General features: G+C 71.1%; 20 protein-coding genes. 15 read left to right on the forward strand and 5 right to left on the reverse strand.

What is annotated here, in order from left to right:
* Nucleotides 1–9: 9 nt before the first annotated feature.
* Both IC605_RS00875 and IC605_RS00880 read right to left on the reverse strand, forming a co-directional pair.
* Nucleotides 10–186: a hypothetical protein gene (locus IC605_RS00875; RefSeq protein ID WP_216317733.1), complete on the reverse strand. Its 177-nt coding sequence runs from the start codon at nucleotides 184–186 to the stop codon at nucleotides 10–12.
* A complete protein-coding gene (locus tag IC605_RS00880; protein ID WP_216317734.1) occupies nucleotides 187–972 on the reverse strand; it encodes an inositol monophosphatase family protein in 786 nt (261 codons plus the stop codon).
* A gap of 28 nt (nucleotides 973–1,000) precedes the next feature.
* Here IC605_RS00880 and IC605_RS00885 point away from each other — a divergent pair, with 28 nt between their 5' ends.
* The 9 genes from IC605_RS00885 (at nucleotide 1,001) to IC605_RS00925 (ending at nucleotide 9,637) form a co-directional block, all read left to right on the forward strand.
* Nucleotides 1,001–1,663, forward strand: coding sequence for a hypothetical protein (locus tag IC605_RS00885; RefSeq protein ID WP_216317736.1), 663 nt, complete (start codon nucleotides 1,001–1,003; stop codon nucleotides 1,661–1,663).
* Between the two features lie 65 nt (nucleotides 1,664–1,728).
* On the forward strand, nucleotides 1,729–3,036 hold the full coding sequence (gene purB / locus IC605_RS00890) for an adenylosuccinate lyase (protein ID WP_216317738.1): 1,308 nt from the start codon (nucleotides 1,729–1,731) through the stop codon (nucleotides 3,034–3,036).
* A 494-nt stretch (nucleotides 3,037–3,530) separates the two neighbouring features.
* A complete protein-coding gene (locus IC605_RS00895; RefSeq protein WP_216317740.1) occupies nucleotides 3,531–3,899 on the forward strand; it encodes a phage holin family protein in 369 nt (122 codons plus the stop codon).
* Entirely contained in the window at nucleotides 3,896–4,777 is an 882-nt protein-coding gene (panC, locus tag IC605_RS00900; protein ID WP_216317742.1) for a pantoate--beta-alanine ligase, read from the forward strand. The genes IC605_RS00895 and panC overlap by 4 nt, the downstream gene beginning before the upstream one ends.
* Nucleotides 4,774–5,850 (forward strand): PilT/PilU family type 4a pilus ATPase, encoded by a 1,077-nt coding sequence (locus IC605_RS00905; RefSeq protein ID WP_216317744.1) that lies wholly within the window; start codon nucleotides 4,774–4,776, stop codon nucleotides 5,848–5,850. Before panC ends, IC605_RS00905 begins: the two co-directional genes overlap by 4 nt.
* A 45-nt stretch (nucleotides 5,851–5,895) precedes the next feature.
* Nucleotides 5,896–6,747 (forward strand): phosphotransferase, encoded by an 852-nt coding sequence (locus tag IC605_RS25340; RefSeq protein WP_216317746.1) that lies wholly within the window; start codon nucleotides 5,896–5,898, stop codon nucleotides 6,745–6,747.
* Nucleotides 6,748–6,814: 67 nt separating this feature from the next.
* A complete protein-coding gene (greA, locus tag IC605_RS00915; RefSeq protein ID WP_216317747.1) occupies nucleotides 6,815–7,285 on the forward strand; it encodes a transcription elongation factor GreA in 471 nt (156 codons plus the stop codon).
* Nucleotides 7,286–7,461: 176 nt separating this feature from the next.
* A complete protein-coding gene (malQ, locus tag IC605_RS00920) occupies nucleotides 7,462–8,967 on the forward strand; it encodes a 4-alpha-glucanotransferase (protein WP_216317749.1) in 1,506 nt (501 codons plus the stop codon).
* 97 nt (nucleotides 8,968–9,064) lie between these two features.
* Nucleotides 9,065–9,637: a cob(I)yrinic acid a,c-diamide adenosyltransferase gene (locus IC605_RS00925; protein WP_216317751.1), complete on the forward strand. Its 573-nt coding sequence runs from the start codon at nucleotides 9,065–9,067 to the stop codon at nucleotides 9,635–9,637.
* Between the two features lie 86 nt (nucleotides 9,638–9,723).
* Here the strand turns inward: IC605_RS00925 and IC605_RS00930 are convergent, their stop codons facing one another.
* On the reverse strand, nucleotides 9,724–10,161 hold the full coding sequence (locus IC605_RS00930) for a hypothetical protein (RefSeq protein WP_216317753.1): 438 nt from the start codon (nucleotides 10,159–10,161) through the stop codon (nucleotides 9,724–9,726).
* Nucleotides 10,162–10,164: 3 nt separating this feature from the next.
* Nucleotides 10,165–11,265: an N-acetylmuramoyl-L-alanine amidase family protein gene (locus IC605_RS00935; protein ID WP_343216456.1), complete on the reverse strand. Its 1,101-nt coding sequence runs from the start codon at nucleotides 11,263–11,265 to the stop codon at nucleotides 10,165–10,167.
* A 135-nt stretch (nucleotides 11,266–11,400) separates the two neighbouring features.
* Between IC605_RS00935 and IC605_RS00940 the strand changes: the two genes are divergently transcribed.
* Both IC605_RS00940 and IC605_RS00945 read left to right on the forward strand, forming a co-directional pair.
* Nucleotides 11,401–12,027, forward strand: coding sequence for a hypothetical protein (locus IC605_RS00940; protein ID WP_216317755.1), 627 nt, complete (start codon nucleotides 11,401–11,403; stop codon nucleotides 12,025–12,027).
* A 142-nt stretch (nucleotides 12,028–12,169) separates the two neighbouring features.
* Nucleotides 12,170–13,405, forward strand: a complete 1,236-nt coding sequence (locus tag IC605_RS00945; RefSeq protein ID WP_216317757.1) for an RICIN domain-containing protein — start codon at nucleotides 12,170–12,172, stop codon at nucleotides 13,403–13,405.
* A 101-nt stretch (nucleotides 13,406–13,506) separates the two neighbouring features.
* Here the strand turns inward: IC605_RS00945 and IC605_RS00950 are convergent, their stop codons facing one another.
* On the reverse strand, nucleotides 13,507–14,553 hold the full coding sequence (locus IC605_RS00950) for an HD-GYP domain-containing protein (protein WP_216317758.1): 1,047 nt from the start codon (nucleotides 14,551–14,553) through the stop codon (nucleotides 13,507–13,509).
* A 398-nt stretch (nucleotides 14,554–14,951) separates the two neighbouring features.
* Here IC605_RS00950 and IC605_RS00955 point away from each other — a divergent pair, with 398 nt between their 5' ends.
* The 4 genes from IC605_RS00955 (at nucleotide 14,952) to IC605_RS00970 (ending at nucleotide 20,590) form a co-directional block, all read left to right on the forward strand.
* Entirely contained in the window at nucleotides 14,952–15,761 is an 810-nt protein-coding gene (locus IC605_RS00955; RefSeq protein ID WP_216317760.1) for a TIGR00282 family metallophosphoesterase, read from the forward strand.
* Nucleotides 15,745–18,225 (forward strand): phosphoenolpyruvate carboxylase, encoded by a 2,481-nt coding sequence (locus IC605_RS00960; RefSeq protein WP_216317763.1) that lies wholly within the window; start codon nucleotides 15,745–15,747, stop codon nucleotides 18,223–18,225. The genes IC605_RS00955 and IC605_RS00960 overlap by 17 nt, the downstream gene beginning before the upstream one ends.
* A 102-nt stretch (nucleotides 18,226–18,327) precedes the next feature.
* On the forward strand, nucleotides 18,328–19,062 hold the full coding sequence (locus IC605_RS00965) for a Stf0 family sulfotransferase (protein WP_216317765.1): 735 nt from the start codon (nucleotides 18,328–18,330) through the stop codon (nucleotides 19,060–19,062).
* Between the two features lie 82 nt (nucleotides 19,063–19,144).
* Entirely contained in the window at nucleotides 19,145–20,590 is a 1,446-nt protein-coding gene (locus IC605_RS00970) for an alpha-amylase family glycosyl hydrolase (RefSeq protein WP_216317767.1), read from the forward strand.
* The last annotated feature ends 46 nt before the right edge of the window (nucleotides 20,591–20,636 follow it).

Below are 20,636 nucleotides of genomic sequence, written 5' to 3' on the forward strand. Positions count from 1 at the left end.
CCTCCCCGCCTACCCCGGCTCGCGCAGTCGGCGCAGTAGCCAGAAGCCGAGCGCGTCGAGCACGAGGAGCAGCACGAGGGCGTTGAGCGCGGGCCACCGCTCGCCGTGCCCGAGTTCGAGCACGATGCTGGCGACGCCGCCGAGGTTCAGCAGCACGATCAACAGGGTGAGAAGGACGGGCAGCACTCAGTCCTCCCGCAGCAGGGCGAGGAGTTCGGCGTGCACCCGCCCGTTCGTCGCCACGATCATGGGAGCGTAGGGGGAGGGCACGCCGTCCCGGCCCGTCACCGTGCCCCCCGCCTCCTCCACGATCAGGCTCCCGGCGGCGCTGTCCCAGGGCTTGAGGCCGAATTCCCAGTAGGCGTCCACCCGCCCACAGGCGACGGAACACAGGTCGAGCGCGGCGGCCCCCGGACGGCGCACGGGCACCCCCAGCCGCAGCAACCGGGCGACGAGGTTGAGATTGTTCTCCCCACCCGTGTCATAGGGAAAGCCGGTGGAGACGAGCGCCGGGGTCGTCAGGGTGGGGGTCTCGCTCACGCGGATGGGCGAGCCGTTCAGGAAGGCGCCGCCGCCGCGCGTGGCGGTGAACAGCTCGTCGCGGTTGGGGTCGAAGACGACGCCGACCACCCGCTCGCCGCGTTCCTCCAGCCCCACGCTCACGCAGGAGAAGGGGAAGCCGTGCGCGTAGTTCACGGTGCCGTCGAGGGGATCGACCACCCAGCGGTGGGAGACGTCCCCCCCGCCGCCGCCCAGGCCCTCCTCCTCGCCCAGCACGGCGTGGTCCGGGTAGGTGCGGGCGATCACCTCGCGGATGGCGGCCTCCGACAGGGCGTCCACCTCGGTCACGAGGTCGCTGTAGGTGGACTTGCTGCGAATGGTGAGGGCCTTTCCGGCGTGCGCGCGGTGGATGGCCCCGGCGGTGCGGGCCGCCTCTACGGCGACGGTCAGGGCGGCGGCGAGGTCGGTCATCCCGGCGAGTCTAGGCGATAATGGCGGGGTGCCGCGCCGCCTCTGCCTGCCCGCCCTGCTGCTTTCCCTCATCCTCGGCGGGTGTGCTCCCCCCGGGGGCGTGCGCGAGCTGACCTTCCGGGCGGGGCCAGCGGGCGGCGAGGTCAGCGCCGCGCGGCTGCTGACCGATCAGGTCGTGCCCGCTGACCGCCTGCTGAGCGTGACGCAGGCCCTCGACCGCGCGCCGGAGGGCAGCCTGATCCTGGTGTGCGGTCGGCGCTGGCGAGCGGCGAGTCCCTGGGGCGTGTGCCCGCACGTCTCGCGCAAGGTGGCGCCGGGGCTGCTCACCGAGGCGCCCGGTCTCTTCGCGGGGGGCCTGCTGAACGGCGGACCGCAGACCGTCCCCCAGACCCGGCTCGCGTCGCGGGACGTGGTGATCGTGCTCGACGTGGGGGTGCGCCCGGAGGCGATGCCCGCCCTGCGCGCGGCGGTCACCCGGCTGGGCGGCCTCGCGTACCGGGTGGGCGGCGGGGACGACCCCGACCCCAGAGACGGCCTCGACTGCTCGACCTACCAGAACGCCCTCCAGCGCGCGGCGGGGCTGCCGAACGCCATCCCGAAGCACGGGGCGTGGGACCTCTACCTGCCGCAGGACGCCCTGACGGTGCCGGGGGTGCGGGTGCTGTGGGTGGGGGTGCGGAACCGGGGGTAGCGCGGCCCTGACCTGTCCCAGCATGGCCCGGGGACAGGCCCGCGCCGGGTGCTACGCTGCCCGCCGTGATCGACCGTTACCTGACCCCCGAGATGCGCGCCCTGTGGAGCGAGGCGAGCCGGTACCGCGCCTGGCTGCGGGTCGAACTCGCCGCCATGCGGGCCCAGGCCGCCCACGGTGAGGTGCCCCGTGAGGCGTTCGACACCCTGACGGCCCAAGCATCAGAAGACCCCCTCGACGACGCCTTCGCCGTGCGGGTGGCCGAAATCGAGGCGGTCACCCGGCACGACATCGTGGCCTTTACCCGGGCGCTGGGCGAGCGGTACGGCGAGGAGGCCCGCTTCATCCACCACGGCCTGACGAGTACGGACGTGGTGGACACGGCCCAGAACCTCCTCTTAGACGAGGCGCTCTCGCTGATCGAGGCGGACGTGCGGGCGCTGCGGGAGGTCTGCCGCGCTCAGGCGGTGACGCACAGGCACACGCCCACGGTGGGCCGCACCCACGGCATCCACGCCGAGCCCATGACCTTCGGCCTGAAGTTCCTGAACTGGATGGCGACCCTCGACCGCGACCTGGAGCGGCTGGCGGCGGCGCGGAAGCGGGTGCAGGTCGTCATGCTCTCGGGATCGGTGGGCACCTACGCGCACGTCTCCCCCCGCATCGAGGAGGAGGTCGCCGCCGCGTGGGGCTGGGAGCCCGCGCCCGTCACCAACCAGACCCTCGCGCGGGATCGCCACGCCGAGGTCCTGAGCGCCCTCGCCATCCTGGGCACCACCCTGGAGAAGATCGCCGTTGAAATCCGCCACCTCCAGCGGTCCGAGGTGCGTGAAGCGATGGAGCCCTTCGGCAAGGGGCAGACGGGCAGTTCCTCCATGCCGCACAAGAAAAACCCGATCCTCACCGAGAACGTGACCGGCCTCTCCCGGTTGCTGCGCGGTTACCTCGTGACCGGGCTGGAGAACGTGGCCCTGTGGCACGAGCGCGACATCAGCCACTCCAGCGCCGAGCGGGTGATCCTCCCCGACGCCACGGCTGCGGCGAGCTACGCCACCCGCCGCCTGACGGGCGTGCTGCGCGATCTTGTCGTCTTCCCCGAGCGGATGCTGCGGAACCTGAACGACCTCGGCGGCCTGGTGTTCAGCCAGCGGGTGCTGCACGCCCTGATCGACGAGAAGGGCATGAGCCGCGAGGCCGCCTACGACCTCGTGCAGCGCCACGCCCTGAGAAGCTGGGAGACGGGCGAGGGCCTGCGCGAGTTGCTGAAGGCGGACCCGGAGAACCCGCTCAGCGAGGTAGAACTGGCCGCCGCCTTCGACCTGGGGTGGTATCTGCGGCATGTGGGGGAGATTTACGGGCGGTTCGGGCTGTGAGGGCTGGACTTCCCCGATGTCTTGAGCCACAGCAGCCTCGCTCCCCATGACGGGGAGAGAACTGCACAGGCCGTCACCTGTCGCTCCAACCTGAACCGCCCCGCTTCCCGCCGTGGTAGCGGGTCTGCGTTCCAGAGCATTCGATCCACGAAGTGACCTGCCGAGCGGGGGTGAAGGGTCTCCGGACGCCGCCGACGAGACCCTTCGCTGCGCTCAGGGTGACAACTTTTCTGTCCAATGCCTCTTCGCAGCCGTGCAGCGTCTCGCACGCCGCAACTCGCCCACCATCACCCGTTCGTCCCCGTACTGGCCCCGGCATTGCTCCGGGTTCACGCCCGCCGCGCGCCACACCTCCTCGCCGCACCCGACCAGCGTCACCGCTCGACACAGGCCCTGACCCCAGCCGGTTTCACCCGGTCAGCCTACCCGCCGTCAGGGGTATGGGCGGGCGTCCCACAGCCCCACTCTTTGCTCTCAAGGCCTATCCTTTCCCTATGGGATTCCTGATTCGGCTGCTCGTCAACGCGCTGGCGCTGTACCTCCTGACGCGGGTGTACGCGGGCGTGAGCTTCGCGCCGGGGGCGGGCGCGGGGGCCGTGATCCTCGCCGCCCTGGTGTTGGGCGTCGTGAACGCGCTGATCCGGCCCGTGCTGCTGCTGCTGAGCCTGCCCATCAACGTGATCACGCTGGGGCTGTTCACGCTGGTGGTGAACGCCGTGGTCCTGATGATCGTGGCGGCGGTGACGGCGCTGAACGTGGCGGGCTTCGGGGCCGCGTTCGTCGGCGCGATCCTCCTGACCCTCATCTCGTGGGTCCTCGACCTGATCGTGAACGCGCTGGGGCTGGACGGGGGCCGGGATTGACCTCTTCCACGACGCCGCGCCTCGTCACGACTCCGGGGGAGTTGCGCGCCGCTCTGAAGGAGGCGGGCCGGGTCGGCCTCGTCCCCACGATGGGCTACCTGCACGAGGGGCACGCGCGGCTGATCGGGCGGGCACGGACGGAGTGCGACACCGTGGTCGTGAGCGTCTTCGTCAACCCCCGGCAGTTCGGGCCGCGCGAGGACCTGAGCCGCTACCCGCGCGACCTGACGCGCGACCTGGGGGTGGCCGGGGCGGCGGGGGCGGACCTGATCTTCCACCCGGACGTGGACGTGATGTACCCGCCGGGCTACGCCACGAACGTCTCGGTGGGCGGCGTGTCGGGGCCCCTGGAGGGCGCGTCGCGGCCCGGGCACTTCGACGGGGTGGCGACGGTGGTCCTCAAGCTCCTGAACCTCGTGGGGCCGGAGCGGGCGTACTTCGGGGAGAAGGACTGGCAGCAGCTCGCGGTGGTGCGGCGGATGGTGCGCGACCTGAACGTGCCCGTGGAGATCGTCGGCGTGCCCACCGTGCGGGAGGACTCGGGGCTGGCGCTGAGCAGCCGCAACAGCTACCTCACGCCGGAGGAGCGGGAGCGGGCGGGGGTCCTCTCGCGGGCGTTGCGGGCGGTGCAGGCGGCGGCGGAGCGGGGCGAGCGGGACACCGCGCTCTTGCTTCAGGCGGGTCTGGACGTACTCGCCGGGGAGCCGGGGGTCTCGCTCGACTACCTCGCGGTCGTGGACGGTGACATGGCAGAAAGAGCGCGTGTGGACAATGATTCCATGACCCGCGTTCTGGTGGCCGCCCGGATGTTCGGCGTGAGGCTCATCGACAACCTGCCCCTGCTGCCCGAGCAGACGGGGGACGGGGACGGCGCGTGACCGTCGAGGAGTTGCTGCGGGAGATGGTCGCCCGGCGGGTGTCGGACGTTCACCTCCAGGTCGGCAGCCCGCCGATGGGCCGGGTGGACGGGACGCTCGTGCCCTTCGGCGCCCATGCGCTCACCCCGGCGGACACCCGCGCGCTCGCACAATCGCTTCTGAGCCCCGAGCAGTGGGACGACTTCGAGTACCGCAACGAGGTGGACCTCGCCTACAGCGTCTCCGGCCTCGCGCGCTTCCGCTGCAACGTGTTCCGGCAGCGCGGGGCGGTGGGGGTGGTCATGCGGGTCGTGGCGGACACCGTGCCGGGCTTCGAGGCCCTGGGTCTCCCCGCCGAGGTCATGTACGGCTTCGCGGCGGCGCCCCGGGGCCTGATCCTGGTGACTGGGCCCACCGGCAGCGGCAAGACCACCACGCTCGCTTCTCTGATCGACCACATCAACCGCACCTACGCCTACAACATCATCACGCTCGAAGACCCCATCGAAATCCTGCACCGCAACCGCAAGAGCCTCGTCGTGCAGCGCGAGATCGGCGCGGACACCCGCGACTTCCGCACGGCCCTCAAGTACGCCCTGCGCCAGGACCCCGACGTGATCATGATCGGCGAGATGCGCGACCGCGAGACGGTGGAGGCCGCGCTGACCGCCGCGCAGACCGGGCACCTCGTCCTGAGCACCCTGCACACGCAAGACGCCGTGCGGTCAGTCAACCGCATCATCGACCTCTTCCCGCCCTTCGAGCGCACCCAGATTCGTCTGCTTCTCGCCGAGTCGCTCGTCGGCATCGTCAGCCAGCGGCTGCTGAGACGGGCCGACGGGATGGGGCGGGTCCTGGGCACCGAGGTCCTCCTCGCCACGCCCCTGGTGCGCGAGTACGTCAAGGATGAGGAGAAGACGGCCCTGATCAAGGACGCCATGATCGAGGACAACCTTCGGGGAATGCAGACCTTCGACCAGCACCTCGTGCAGCTCTACCACCACCACCTGATCACCATGCAAGAAGCCCTCGACGCCGCCACCAGCCCCCACGAGTTCCGGCTGATGGTGAACCAGGCGGGCATCGCGTTCTGATCGGAAACAGGTCGGTTCCGTACCCCCGACGGTAGAGTAAAAGCCGTGAATGCGTCCGGTGAGGAAAGCCCGAGTTCCGACGGGACTTCCAGCGGTCCTGCGCTGCAAAGCCTGCGGGAGACGAGCGCCTATCACCCCGTCGCCGTGTACCGCCGTGGCGACATCATCGTCAAGGAAACCGGGTCGTGGGCGGCCAGCGTCCACGCTCTACTCAGGCACCTCCACGACAACGGGTTCCAAGGCGCTCCCCGCGTGGTGGGCACCGGCTTCGACGCGCAGGGGCGCGAAACTCTCACCTACATTGAAGGCGAATTTACCCAGCCCGGTCCGTGGAGTCTGGAGGGTGCCGCCGCCGTCGGTAGCCTGTTGCGTCAGCTCCATGCCGTCACTGCCACCTTCCACCCCCCTCAGGACGCCGTGTGGTCCCCCTGGTTCGGTCGCACATTGGGGGGAAGGGCGCGTGTTATCGGACATGGCGACGTTGCCCCGTGGAACATCGTCGCCCGTGATGGCCGTCCCGTCGCCCTGATCGATTGGGAACGCGCCGGTCCCGTCGATCCCCGGGTTGAACTGGCGCAGGCGTGCTGGCTGAACGCCAAACTGCACGACGACCTCGTAGCGGAACTTGAAGGGCTGCCTCCACTTGAGGAACGTGCCCGCCAATTGCGCGCAATGGTGGATGCCTATGGCCTCTCTGCCGCGCAGCGGGTTGGATTCGTGGAATTGATGATCGAGTTCGTCGTGCATGACACGGCGAACGAGGCAGATGAGGCTGGAATCAGGCCGGAGAGCGAGTCGGCGGCCCCCCCCGAGCTGCTCTGGGGACTGGCCTGGCGTGCCCGTGCCGCCGCCTGGCTCTGCCGTCACCGCCGCATCCTCGAAAACGCGCTGTCCTGAACAGGATATTCGAGGACGCCATAACCTGTGTGAATCGTGTGGAGGCTCTGCCCTATACTGGGCCGCCATGACCAAACAGCGCATCCCCATGACGCAGCGCGGCTACGACAAGCTGGTCGAGACGCTGGACCACCTCAAGACCACCCGCCGCGAACAGATCAGCGAGTACATGGGCTCGGCCATCGCCGACGGCGACCTGCGCGAGAGTGCGGCCTACGACGAGGCCCGGATGCAGCAGAGCGAGAACGAGGCGCGCATCGTGGAGATCGAGGACCAGCTCGAACGCGCCGTGATCGTCGCCGAGGACGCGGCGGGCGGCGCGGGCCTGGGCGCGAGGGTGCGCGTGCGCGACGAGAAGGGCGTCGAGCGCCAGTTCGAGCTGGTGGGCACCTACGAGGTGGATGTCCTCAACAACCGCATCAGTGACGCCAGCCCCATCGGCAAGGCGCTGAGTGGCAAGCGCCCCGGCCAGACGGTCACCGTGCCGCTGCCCAGGGGGACGGCCAGGTTCGAGGTGCTCGAAGTCACCTACGACTGAGCCGGTCAGGTGGGGAGGACGGGTGGAGCCAGGCCCGTCCTTCCTTCTTTTCCCCTGGCTCGGAAAGCCTCGTCCTCTGAAAAACGGTCCGGCACGTCCGGGGAGAACGGGTAGAATACGGCGGCTTTCTGGAATCACTTCCATCCCTCTCCCCTGCTCCGACACGGAGGACTTTCATGACGATCAACCGTTCCAGCGGCGTGCTGCTGCATCCCACCAGTCTGCCCGGGCCCCACGGCATCGGCGAACTCGGTGCCCACGCGCGGGCGTTCGTGGACTGGCTGGCGGCGGCGCGGCAACGCTACTGGCAGGTCATGCCGCTGGGCCCCACCGGGTACGGGGACAGCCCCTACCAGGCCTTCAGCGCCTTCGCGGGAAACCCCTACCTGATCGACCTCGCCACGCTGCGGGAGGAGGGGCTGCTCCAGGAGGGCGACTTCGCCGACCTGCCGGGCTTCGACGCGGGCCGGGTGGACTTTGGGCTCCAGTACGTGTGGCGCAACCAGATGCTCTCGCGGGCCTACGCGCACTACGCCACGGGCGACGCGCCGGGGCTGCGGGCCAGCTTCGCGGCCTTCCAGAGGGAGGAGGCCGCGTGGCTCGGCGACTACGCCCTCTTTATGGCCCTCAAGGACGCGCACGGGGGGCTGCCGTGGAACGCCTGGGAGCCGGGCACCCGCGACCGCCAGCCGGAGGCGCTGGCCGCCGCCCGCGAGTCGCTCGCCCCCGCCATCGAGCGCGTGAAGTTCATCCAGTTCCTGTTCTTCCGGCAGTGGACGGCCCTGCGGGAGTACGCGCGGGAACGCGGGGTCGGCATCATCGGGGACATCCCGATCTTCGTGGCGATGGATTCGAGCGACGCGTGGGCGAACCGGGAGGGGTTCTTCTTCGACGATCAGGGGCAGCCGACCGTGGTGGCGGGGGTGCCGCCGGACTACTTCAGCGAGACGGGGCAGCTCTGGGGCAACCCCCTCTACCGCTGGGACGTGATGGCCGAGGACGGCTTCCGCTGGTGGACCGAGCGCTTCCGGGGCAGCCTGCGGCTCTACGACGTGATCCGGGTGGACCACTTCCGGGGCTTTGCCGGGTACTGGGAGATTCCCTTCCCCGCCGAGACGGCGATCCAGGGGCGCTGGGTGCCCGCGCGGGGCTACGAGATGCTCGCCGCCGTGCGGGAGGCGCTGGGTGACGTGCCCATCATCGCCGAGGACCTGGGCGTGATCACCCCCGACGTAGAAAAGCTCCGCGACGACTTCGGGCTGCCGGGGATGGCGGTGCTGCAATTCGCCTTCGGGGGTGGGGACTTCAGCGTCAACGCCTTCTTGCCCCACAACCTGCGGGAGAATCAGGTCGTCTACAGCGGCACCCACGACAACGACACCTCGCGCGGGTGGTGGCGGAGTGCCGACGAGGGCGAGCGGCACAACTTCCGCGTGTACTCACACAGCGCCCCGACCGAGGAGACCTTCGCGTGGCAGCTCGTCCGCATGGCCTTCGAGAGCCGCGCCAACCTCGCCGTCGTGCCGCTGCAAGACCTCCTCAACCTCGGCAGCGAGGACCGCATGAACCTGCCCGGCTCCACGGGTCCCCAGAACTGGACGTGGCGCTACCGGGAGGGGGACCTGATGCCGGAGCTGGCGGCGAAGTTGCGCGAGCTGACGGAGGCGACGGGGCGGGCGTAGCGGGAATGTTCCCCAGAGTGGGAGTCAGGCGAAAGCTTTGGCTCCCGCTTCTCTTTTTCCCACTTCCCACCCCCCACGACCCACTACCCTGTTTCCCATGAAGCTCTATACCAAGACGGGCGACGACGGCTCCACCGGCCTCTACGGTCCCGAGCGGGTGAGCAAGACGCACGTGCGGGTCGAGGCGTACGGCACGGTGGACGAGCTCAACAGCGTGGTGGGCCTCGCGCGGGCGCACAACATGGCGAGCCCGCAGCCCGACGCGACCCTCGACGCCGACCTCGAATACCTCCAGAATGCGCTGTTCGACGTGGGCGCCGACCTCGCCACGCGGCAGGGCAGCGTCTCGGCGGGCAAGATCAGCCGCATGGACGAGCAGGACGCCGCTTTTCTGGAGGCGATGATCGACCGCTACCAGGAAGTCGCGCCCGTCTTCAAGGGCTTCGTCCACCCCGGCGGCACCCAGACCGCCGCCGCCCTCCACATCGCCCGCACGGTCGCCCGCCGCGCCGAGCGCGTGTCGATTGAACTCGCGGGGGTCGAGGAGGTCAACCCTGCCGTCCTCGTCTACCTCAACCGCATCTCCGACCTGCTGTTCGTGATGGCCCGCGCGGCGAACCAGACGGCGGGGCTGGAGGAGCACGCCTGGACGGTGAAGGGGCGGAGGTAGCACAAGGGGTCGAGGTTCGGACCCTCGCGGCGAGCCGACGGCCTCCTGCGAAGCCGCGTCGAGGGCTCGGGGCGCCGTCGAGGCACTCATTTCAGAGCAAAGGCGAACAAGTGCTGTGGTTGAAGGACCCGACTGCCGCTCCGGTGGGTTTCCAAACACAGCACCATCTCCCCTTCCGGCCTGTGACACTGACGAGTGCCCGTCCCTTTCGGTGAGTTGCCCACCGTGATCACGTTCAGCGTGGAGGTCGTCTGAATGGGGTGGTTGAAAAATGCCTTGACGTGCGGCTCGAAGACCTCTCCGAAGCACGACTGCGTGATCTGGCGGCCCTCGAAGGGAAGGTCCTGCAAAGAAATGCACTCGACGTTCTTCGCTTGATACTCGCTCAGTCGCGCCTGCATTTGCCGTTGCTCGGGTGAGCCTGGCGTGAGGTTGCGCGTCTCCTTGAACCGGGTGTCTTTGCAGCCCAACAGGACTGCACTCAGGAGAAGCCAACCCGCCCCCTTTGTCATGCCCGAGTCCACCCGCTACTCCGCGTGGACGAAATCCAGAATCGCCCGCGCAATCGCCGTCGCCACCCGGTCGCGGTAGGCGGGCTGGGCGAGGCGGGGCCCCTCCACGGGGCTGGAGCCGAAGCCGATCTCGACGAGGATGGCGGCGGTGGTGGGGTTGCGGATGACGTAAAAGGCGTCGGTCTGCACGCCGCGGTTCAGGGCGCCCGTGGCGGCGACGAGGCGGGCCTGGACCTTCTGGGCGAGTGAGCGGGAAAAGGACACCTTGGCCTGGGCGAGGAGGTCGCCGAGGAGGTTCTGGGCGTTGTTGGCGGCGCGGCGGGTGAGTTCCTGGCCGAGGCTGCCGCCGCCGTTCTCGCGGACGGCGAGGCTGCGACCCTGGCCCGCGAGCGGCTGGCCGAAGTAGTAGGTCTCGATGCCGTGGGCGGCGGGGTTGGTCGAGGCGTTGACGTGGATGCTGACGAAGGCGGTGGTCCTGGCGTTGGTGGCGAGGCGGGAACGCAGGTTGAGGTCGTCGGCCTTGTTCGCGCTGAGGTGCGTGTTGCTCTCGCGGCTCATCACGACCTCGACGCCGTGCTTGCGCAGTTCGTCGCGCACCCGGCGGGCCACGGAGAGGTTGACCTCGGCTTCCGTGACCCAGCGGCTGCGCATCCCCTGGTCGATGCCGCCGTGCCCGGCGTCGAGCACCACCACGGGCCGGACGGGACGCGCCGTGCCCGTCGGGCGCGTGACGGCGGCGGGGGAACGGGCGGGAGGGCGGGCCGCCGTTGCGGTCGGCACGTCGATCACCAGCCGGGCGGGCTGGCCGCTCCTGGCAGGCAGGACGGTCGCCGTCGCCTTCCGGCCGGGGGCGAGGGTGACGGTGACGGTCTTGCCCGCGACGGTGTAGCCGGTCACGCCGGGCGCGCTCAGACGGCCCCGGGCGGCGGGCAGGCTCAGGCCGAGCTTTACGGTGACCCGTCCGCCCGTGACCTGGGTGCTGGCGGCGGGGGTGCCGGAGGAGGCGGGGCGGGGCAGGTCGAACACCAGCCGCGTGTAGCCCGGGTGGGTGCCCACGCGCGGGGCGGCGACCGCCGTGGAGGCGAGCAGCAACAGGAGAAGGAGGGGGCGCTTCACTGCGCTGGGAGTGTACCCCGCCGCGCCCCGCGGGCGTTCAACCACAGATGAGCGGGGCTCCGTTCCTCCCGGGGCTGAAGCGGGGCTGACCGACCCGCTCACCGGGCTCAGGGGCCGGACGCTAGGGTGGGGCGCATGAAGCGCCTTTTCCTCCCCCTGCTCGCCGCGCTGACCCTCGGGGTGGGCGGGGCCGTCACGTTCGGCGGGCTGAGCGTGACCCCCCGGGGGCCGCAGAACCTCAACCTCCAGACGGGCGCGACCGAGCTGCCCCAGGGAGGCACCGCCACCGACGCCCGCACCGGGCTGCGGCTGAGCGCCGCCCGGATGGAATTGCAGCCCGGCGAGCGCCTCACCGCACGCTCGGCGACGGTCACGACCCGGCAGGGCGGCACCCTGCGCGCGGGGAGCGTGACCTACGACCTGGGGCGCGGCACGGTGACGGCCTCCGGCAACGTGACCTACACCGACGCGCGGCTCCAGGGGCTGAAGGCCGAGCGCCTCGTCTTGCACGTGCGAACGGGCTTCGTGAGCGCTCTCGGCGGCGTGCAGGCCCAGACCCCGCCGCTCCGCGCCGCCGCCCTCGCCTTCGACGGCAGCACGTCCCAGGCGGTGCTGGCCGGGCCCTACCGGGTGAGTGCGGGGGGCCTCCAGGCCGGGGCCGGGGGTCGGGCGCTGCTCGTGTTCGGCGGCACCCGGCTCCTGCGCGCCACGCCAAATCCCGACGCGGCGACCGTGGGCCGCTTCTCGCCCTACCTGAGGTAGGCCTCTGGTCTAGGCAGGGCCCGGTGCCCCGGGTCGCGCGGCGCAGACGACACCGACCCGCCCCCTCAAGGGCACGGGGGCCAGGCGATGTGGGATTTTCCATGTCATCCGGTGAGGATCGTCCGTATCATCCCCAGGTTCTATGATGTCAAACCAACCCCGTCCGCTCCGCCCCCTGGGGCTCGCCCTCGCCCTCGCCCTGCCGCCCCTGCTGACGGCCTGTGGGGGGACGGCGGTTTCCCTGACGTCGGCGGAGTCGTCCGCCCCATCGGTCCAGGCCCTGGCGGCTCCGGTGGCCGAACAGACCTACACCCTGGCGAACCTGTGCTCGGGCAAACCGCTCGGCGTGCAGGGGGGCTCGACGGCGAACGGGGCGGCCATCGTGCAGCAGGCGGCCACGGGGGCGGGAAGCCAGCAGTGGACCCTGCGGGCGACGGACGGCGGCTATTTCAGGGTCGTGGCCCGGCACAGCGGCAAGGGGCTGGACGTGTCCAATGCCGCCACCTCCGCGGGGAGTCCGGTGGCGCAGTGGGACCTCTGGGGGGGGACCAACCAGCAGTGGAAGTTCGAGGACGTGGGGAGCGGCACGTACGAACTCTCTCCCCGGCACGCCCCGGGGATGCGGCTCGACGTGCGCGGGGCCTCGTCCGCCGACGGCGCCGCCGTGCAGCTCTACGGCGACAACAACACCTGCGCCCAGCGGTGGAGGCTGAGTGCCGCGCAGGCCAGCTCCACGCCCACGCCGGGTCCGGCCCCGACGCCCACCCCCACCGTGGCCCCCGTGACGGCGCGGCGCGTGATGCCCCTGGGCGACTCCATCACCGACGGGTACAACATCCCCGGGGGCTACCGCACCCCGCTGCTGCCGGGGCTCACGGCGGCGGGCCTGCCCACCGATTTCGTCGGCTCGGCGCAAAACGGCCCCTCCGCGCTCGCGGACCGTGACCACGAGGGGCACAGCGGCTGGCGGATCGACGAGATCGCCGGACAGGTGGACGGCTGGCTGGACCGCGCGCAGCCGGACGTGATCTTGCTCATGATCGGCACCAACGACATGATCCAAAACCGCGACGTCGGCGGCGCCCCCACCCGGCTGGGCGCCCTCCTCGACCGCATCGCGGCCCGCAGGCCCTCCGCGACCGTCATCGTCGCGTCCCTCCCGCCCCTGAGCGACCGGGCACAAGACGCCCGGGCCCGCACCTTCAACGCTGCCCTCCCGGGGCTGGTGAGCACCCGGGCGGCCCAGGGCAGGCGCGTGAAGTTCGTGGACGCCTCCGCCCGGCTGACCCTCGCCGACCTGGCCGACGGGGTTCACCCCAACGCCGCCGGATACGCCAAGCTGGCCGAGCTGTGGCTGGGCGCCTTGCGGGGCCTCTGAGTCTCACCGTTCCCGTCGGCGAGGGGGGCACCCGGACGCTGGGTGCCTCCTTCCCCTTCGTCATCCCGTGACCCGGTGCCGACCGGACGGAAACGCCGTGTTCAGTCCAGTGGGGTGGAGGCGTCCCCGAAGCGGTCGGCCAGGTGGGGGAAGCCCAGCACGTCACACACGAAAAGCCGGGTGAGCCCGGGGTCGAAGTGCCGCCCCGCCTCGCCGATAAGGTGCTCCACGGCGTCCTGGTAGCTCCAGGCGGTCTTGTAGGGGCGCGCGCTCGTGAGGGCGTCGAACACGTCGGCCACCGCCACGATGCGGGCGGCGAGCGGAATCCGGCCCCGCTCCAGGCCGAGGGGATAGCCCTGGCCGTCCCACCGCTCGTGGTGGTGGCGCACCGCGTCCACCGTCTGCACCGGCAGGAACGGCAGGTCGGCGAGAAGCTGCACCCCCCAGACCGGGTGCTGGAGGATCACCTCGTACTCCAGGGGGTCGAGGGGACCGGGCTTTTGCAAGATCGCCTGGGGCACCCGCGCCTTGCCGATATCGTGCAGGGCCGCGCCCCAGCGCACCGCGCCCACCTCGGCCGGGTTCAGGCCCGCCGCCTCGGCGAGCCGCCCCGCGAAGTCCACGATCCGGCGGATATGCTCGGCCTGCCAGGCGTCCTGGCTCACCCCCAGGAAGTTCACCGCCTCGTCGAGGGCCCGCTCGGTGTCCTGAAGCCGCTCGGCGGTGCGGAAGGCGTGCTGCGCGGCCGGGGCGAGCGGTTCGAGCGTCCCCGCCACGTGCTCGCCCCGCGCGCCCCAGGTCGCCCGCACGACGTGGGTGTGCAGCGGCGTGACGAGCGTGAGGTCCTCGATGACCCCCTGGCCCACCCGCAGCGCTCCCGGGTGCCGCGCGCGGTCGTAACGCAGCCAGCGGTGCAGCGGCTGGCCGAGGGCCTCCCCCGGCCTCACCCCGGTTACCGCCTCCCACGCCCCGCCGACCTCCAGAACCAGCCCCGCCCCGTCGAGCAAGAAGAGCGCCGACGGCTGGGCCTCCAGCAGCAGTTGCCGCAGCCCCGGCAGCGCCGCCGGGTCCGGGGTCGCGGGCCGCGGGGCCGGGCGGGCGGGCGCGGGCGCCGCCGGGGCCCCGAAGAAGTCGAGATCGTCAAACAAGAAAGCCCCGCCGCTTCCGGAGGACCGGCCGACCCGCGCGCCGCTCAAGCGCGCTCCGGGTCAGGTCTCCTCCACTCACAGCGGTACCCTAGCGTCTGCGCTGTGAGGAAGACGTGAGCAAGCACCACAGTTGGCCCACGGCCCGTGGCGTCCGCACGTGAACGCGCGGTGAGCCCCCCCCGCGACCCCGTTATGCTCGGTCTCTTCCTGCCTTGCTGTCGTTCTCGTCAAGCGGCTCGCTTCCCCTCTCGCGGCGCCATTGTAGCGCCCCGCCCCGCCGTCAGGTAAAGGTTTGATGATGGGTCTGGCGCGGGAGTCACCGGGACGGTGCGGTCATGGGCCGCCGCGTCGCCCGCGGTTCGGCGGCCACCGGGGGCGATTTGCCCTAGGGTGGGGCCATGTTGCGGGTGCTGTTTGTGGGAGACGTGTATGGGGCGCCGGGGCGCCGGGTGCTGGGGGCGCACCTGCCGGTCATCCGGAGCCGCTTCGACTTCGTGGTCGTGAACGGCGAGAACGCGGCGGGGGGCTACGGCCTGCACCGGGAGGCGGCCGACGCCATCTTGCGCGCCGGGGCGGGCTGCATCACCCTGGGTAACCACGCCTGGCACCACAAGGACGTGTTTGCCCTGATGCTCGACGAGGGGAAGTACCCCCTCGTGCGGCCCCTCAACTACGCCGACCCCGGCACGCCGGGCGTGGGCTGGCGCAGCTTCGAGGTGCGGGCGGCGGGCGGCGGGACCGAGCGGCTGACGGTCGTGAACGTGCTCGGGCGGGTCTTCATGGAGGCGGTGGCGAACCCCTTCCGGGCGATGGACGAGCTGCTGGAGCGGGGTGACCTGGGCAACGTCCTCGTGGACATGCATGCCGAGGCGACGAGCGAGAAAGCGGCGCTCGCGTGGCACCTCGACGGTCGGGTGGCCGCCGTGATCGGCACGCACACCCACGTGCCCACCGCCGACACCCGGGTCCTGCCGGGCGGGACGGCCTTCCAGACGGACGCGGGCTTCACCGGGCCGCGCGACAGCGTGATCGGCGCCGCACCCGGGGGACCCGTGGCGAAGTTCCTGACCGAGCGACCCCACCGCTTCGGGGTGGCGGAGGGGCCCGCCGAGCTGAACGGGGTGATTGTCCAGATGGAGGGGGGGCGGGCCCTGGGGGTGGACCGGTACCGTTACGTGGAGGGGGAGGAACATGGGCATTCGCAGTGACGTGAACGTGCTCGGGCGCACGCTGGGGCAAGTCCTGAGGGAACAGGAGGGCGAGGCCTTTTTCGACCTCGTGGAGCGCACCCGGGCCCTCGTGCGCGAGGTGCGGGCGGGCGGCGACGACCGTGAGCTGCGCGCCCTGCTCTCGGGGCTGGACGCGGCCACCGCCGAGAACCTCGTGCGGGCCTTTTCCTGGTATTTCCAGCTCGTCAACCTCGCCGAGGAGTACGAGCGGGTGCGGGTGCTCTCGGGGACCCAGGGGGTGCGGCCCCAGAGCATCGAGCAGGCCCTCGTGGACCTCCGGGCGCAGGGGGTGAGCGCGGAGGAGGCCGAGGAACTGCTCGCGCGGCTCGACCTGGGGCTCACCTTCACCGCGCACCCGACCGAGATGCGGCGCCGGACGATCCGACACCACCTCGTCGAGGTGACCCGCGACATCCCCAGCCTCGACGAGGCCGGGCAGGAGCGCGTGGCCGCCCACGTCGAGGCGATGTGGAGCACCCCCGAACTGCGGCGCCTCAAGCCCACCGTCCTCGACGAGGTGAAGGGCGGCCTGACCTACGTGGCGAGCATCGCCCAGGCCCTGCCGAACCTGCAACGCGACCTCGCGCGGGGCTTCCGGCACGTCTACGGGCGCGACACGGACGCCCGGCTGCCGCTGTCCTTTTCCTCGTGGATGGGCGGCGACCGGGACGGGAACCCCTTCGTGACCCCGGAGGCGACCCGCGAGGCTCTGAGCCTGCACCGCGAGCGCGCCCGCGAGTTGCTGCTGACCTCCATCCGGCAGGCCTACTCCGACCTCAGCCAGGACGGGACGGCCTCGCAGGGACAGGAACCCTACCGCCAGGAGTTGCAGGCGCTCCACAACGCCGTCCGGGACGGGGAGGGGGTCGAGCTGCTGCCGCGCCTCGAAGCCCTCCAGGCGCGGCTCCACCAAGACGGCCAGCACCGCAGCGCCGACCAGCTCCTCACGCCGCTGCTCGCGGTCGCGCGGGTGTTCGGCCAGCACCTCGTCAGCCTGGATGTCCGCGAGCACAGCGCGCAGACGGGGGCGGCGGTCGCGCGGCTGCTCGCCGAGGCGGGGGTGGAGCCGGACTACCAGAACCTGCCCGAGCACGCCAAGCAGGAGATTCTTACCCGCGAGTTGCGCTCGCGCCGTCCCCTCTGGCCCGCCGGGGAGGTCTTGCCGGAGGAGCTGGAAAAGGCCGTCGGCCCCATCCGGGAGGTGCAGGCGGCGACCAGACTGGTCGGCCCGCGCGCCTTCGGGCGGTACGTCATCTCCATGAGCGAGAGCGTGTCGGACGTGCTCGAACCGCTGCTGCTGGCCCGCGAGGTGGGCTTCCGGGTGCTGCCCGTGCCCCTCTTCGAGACGCTGGCCGACCTCTCCCGCGCTCCCCAGGTGGTGTGGGAGCTGCTGAGCCTGCCCGAGTACCGCGCGGTGCTGGGCGGGGACGTGCAGGAGATCATGCTGGGGTACAGCGACTCGAACAAGGACGCGGGCTTTCTGGCCGCGAACTGGGCGCTGCACGAGGCCCAGCGCCGAGTAAGCGACGTGTGCCGCCGGGCGGGGGTGCGGTGGCGATTTTTCCACGGGCGCGGCACGAGCATCGGGCGGGGGGGCGGCCCGGCGAGTCGCGCGATCCTGGGGCAGCCCGCCGGGACCATCGACGTGGGGCTGCGGATCACCGAGCAGGGGGAGGCGCTCGCCGACAAGTACAGCCACCCGGTCCTCGCCCGGCGCAACCTCGAACAGGCGCTCTACGGCCTGATGCTCGCCGCCGCCCGGCCCGCGCAGGACCCGCCCGCCGAGTGGACGGGGGCGATGGACCGCGCGGCGAAGGCGAGTGCCGCCGCCTACCGCGCCCTGGTGGACGACCCGGCCTTCATCCCCTTTTTCGAGGACGTGACGCCCATCCACGAGATCGCCCGGCTGAACATCGCCTCGCGGCCCGTGCGGCGGCCCGGGGCGCCCAGCCTCTCGAACCTGCGCGCGATCCCCTGGGTGATGAGCTGGACGCAAAACCGCGCGAACCTCCCCGGCTGGTACGGTTTGAGCGAGGGGCTGCGGATGATCGGCCCGGACCTCGCGCGCACGATGTACGCGGAGTGGCCCTTCTTCCGCACGGTCCTCGACAACGCGCAGATGAGCCTCGCCAAGAGCGACTTCCTGATCTTCACGGAATACCTGCGGCTGACAGAGGATCACGACCTCGCCGCGCGGCTGAGGGGGGCCTACGACGAGACCGTCGACCTGGTGCAGGCGGTGGTGGGCGCCGAGCTGCTGGCGAACGAGCCGCGGCTGCGCGAGAGCATCGGGCTGCGCAACCCGTACATCGACCCCATCCACCGCATCCAGGCCGAGCTGCTGCGGCGCGCCCGCTCGTCGGAGGGGGGCCTGGACGAGTTCGAGCGCCCGCTGATGGTGAGCCTCCAGGGCATCGCGGCGGGGGTGCGGAACACGGGGTGAGGCGTTTCCAAACCCGGACATTCAGCGACCATTTGCGCTCCTTCGCCACCGGCTACGTCATCGCGCGGAGGCGGCGCCGCTGTTCATGGGCCACAGTGAGGTGTGGAAGGCCAGCAACCCGAACGCTGTTACACGCTCTGGTTCTCCCAGCGGACGGGCAGCACCCTCCTCTGCTCCGCCTTGCGGTCCACGGGCGTCGCGGGAAGAATCTCCGAACGGCTCAACGACCGTGATCCGCAGGCGACGACGCTGCGCGACCTCCGGGACATGCTGCGGGCAGGCACGACACCCAACGGCGTGTTTGGGCTGAAGTACGGGCCGGATGGGCGGTTCGGGCCGTGGATACAGACCTTCCGCCGGGAACTGGCCCTCCCCCCGGAGATGCCCCGCCCGGACGTGTGGGAGGCTGTATTTCCCAACAGCAGGCATCTCTACATGACGCGCCGCAACAAGGTCCGGCTGGCCGTCTCGTGGTGGCGGGCCATCGTCTCGGGGGAGTGGCACCGCGAGCACGGGCAGGCGCCGCAGGCGGGGGAGTTGCGAGGCCGCTATTCCTTCGACGCGATCAACCACCTCTTTGCCGAATGCAGCCTGCGCGAGGCGGCCACCGAGGAGTTCTTCGCCGAGGGAGGCGTCGTGCCCCTCACGCTCGTCTACGAGGACTTCATCCGCGACTACGAGGGGACGATCCGGGCGGTGCTGATGTACCTGGAGCTTCCCACCGACGTTCCCATCGCTCCCCCGGCGTTCGCGCGACTCGCGGACGGGCTGACGGAGGAGTGGGTCGACCGGTTTCGGGAGGAACGGCAGGCGGGCTGGAGCAACCATGTCTGGTAGAGGCTCCCTGGGGGGAGGGCCGAGAGGCGAACGCTTGAGCTGGAACGGGCCCTGCGTCTGATCCCCTACGATGTCCCTACCTATGCGCCGCCTCCCCCTCCTCGGCGCGCTCCTGGCCTCCCTGGCGGGCGCGCAACCTCCCTCCGGCCCGCCCTCCTGGGAGGGCCAGATCATCTATCAGGTCATGCCCGACCGCTTCTTCGACGGCGACAGGGCGAACAACGCGGGGGTGGACCGCAGCAACCCCCGCGCCTGGCACGGCGGGGACCTCGCGGGGCTCACACAGAAACTGCCCTATATCCAGGGGCTCGGGGCGACCGCCGTCTGGCTCACGCCGATCTACCGGCAGCAGGCGGGCAATTCCTTCGACACCGCGCCCTACCACGGCTACTGGCCCGCCGACTTCCGGGACGTGGACCCGCACTTCGGGACGCTGGGCGACTTCGACGCCTTCACGACGGCGGCGCGGTCGGCGGGGCTGCGGGTGGTGCTCGATCAGGTGGTCAACCACTACGGGTACGGGGCGGAGGCGGTGCGGCAACATCCCGCCTGGTTCAACGGGCAGGCCGAGTGCGACAAGACGACGAACAAGGACGTGGACTGCCCCCTGGCCGGTCTCCCCGACCTCAAGCAGGCAAGCCCCGAGGTCCGCGACCTGCTCCTCGGGAACGCGGACTTCTGGCGGGCACGGGGGGTGGACGCCTTCCGGTACGACGCGATCCGGCACGTGGAGCGGCCCTTCCTGAAAGACGTGCTCGCCCGTGACCGCGCCGCCGGGACGTGGACGCTGGGCGAGTGGTACGGCGCCGACACGGGCACGGTGGCCGAGTGGCAGCGGGCGGGCTTCGACAGCCTGTTCCTCTTCAGCCTGCAAGGGGCGATGCAAAAGAGTGTGATGGGCGGGCAGAGCCTGACCCAGGTGGCGAATGTGCTCTCCCGCCAGGGCGAACTGCCCAGGCCCGGCGAGGTCGCCCTCTTCCTCGACAACCACGACCTGCCCCGTTTCGCGCAGGGCTCGCTCTTCGAGGACGAGGCTCAAACCCGCACCCGTTACGGCCTGCGGGCGCTGCTGACCCTGAGGGGGGTGCCGGTCCTCTGGCAGGGCACCGAGATCGCCCTGCGGGGAGGGGCGGACCCCGACAACCGCCGCGACATGCGCTTCGAGGACGGGTGGACGACCGCCGAGAAGGCCGTGTACGCCGCTGCGCGGGACGCCATCGCCGTCCGCAGGGCCAGCCGCGCCCTGAGCGTGGGCACCCAGACCCTGCGGCCCGTGCCGGACACCCTGCAAGACGACCTCCTGCTCCTGACCCGGGAGGTGGACGGCGAGCGGGTGCTGGCGGCGTGGCACGGGGGCAGAGAGCGCAGGACCTACAGCCTGCGTCTGAGCACCCTGGGGCTGACGGCGGCGGATCAGGCCGTCACGCGCAGCCTGTACGCCGGGCAGGACGCCAGGGTCAGCGTGGGCGGCGGGTGGCTGCACCTCAGCCTGCCGGGGAAGGACGCGGCGGTGTTCGGGCTGAGGTAGGCGGCAGGACGGGGCGAGGCGTCCGGAACGAGGCCCACCCCCTCCC

The organism is Deinococcus aestuarii (assembly GCF_018863415.1).
GTDB classification, from domain to species: domain Bacteria; phylum Deinococcota; class Deinococci; order Deinococcales; family Deinococcaceae; genus Deinococcus; species Deinococcus aestuarii.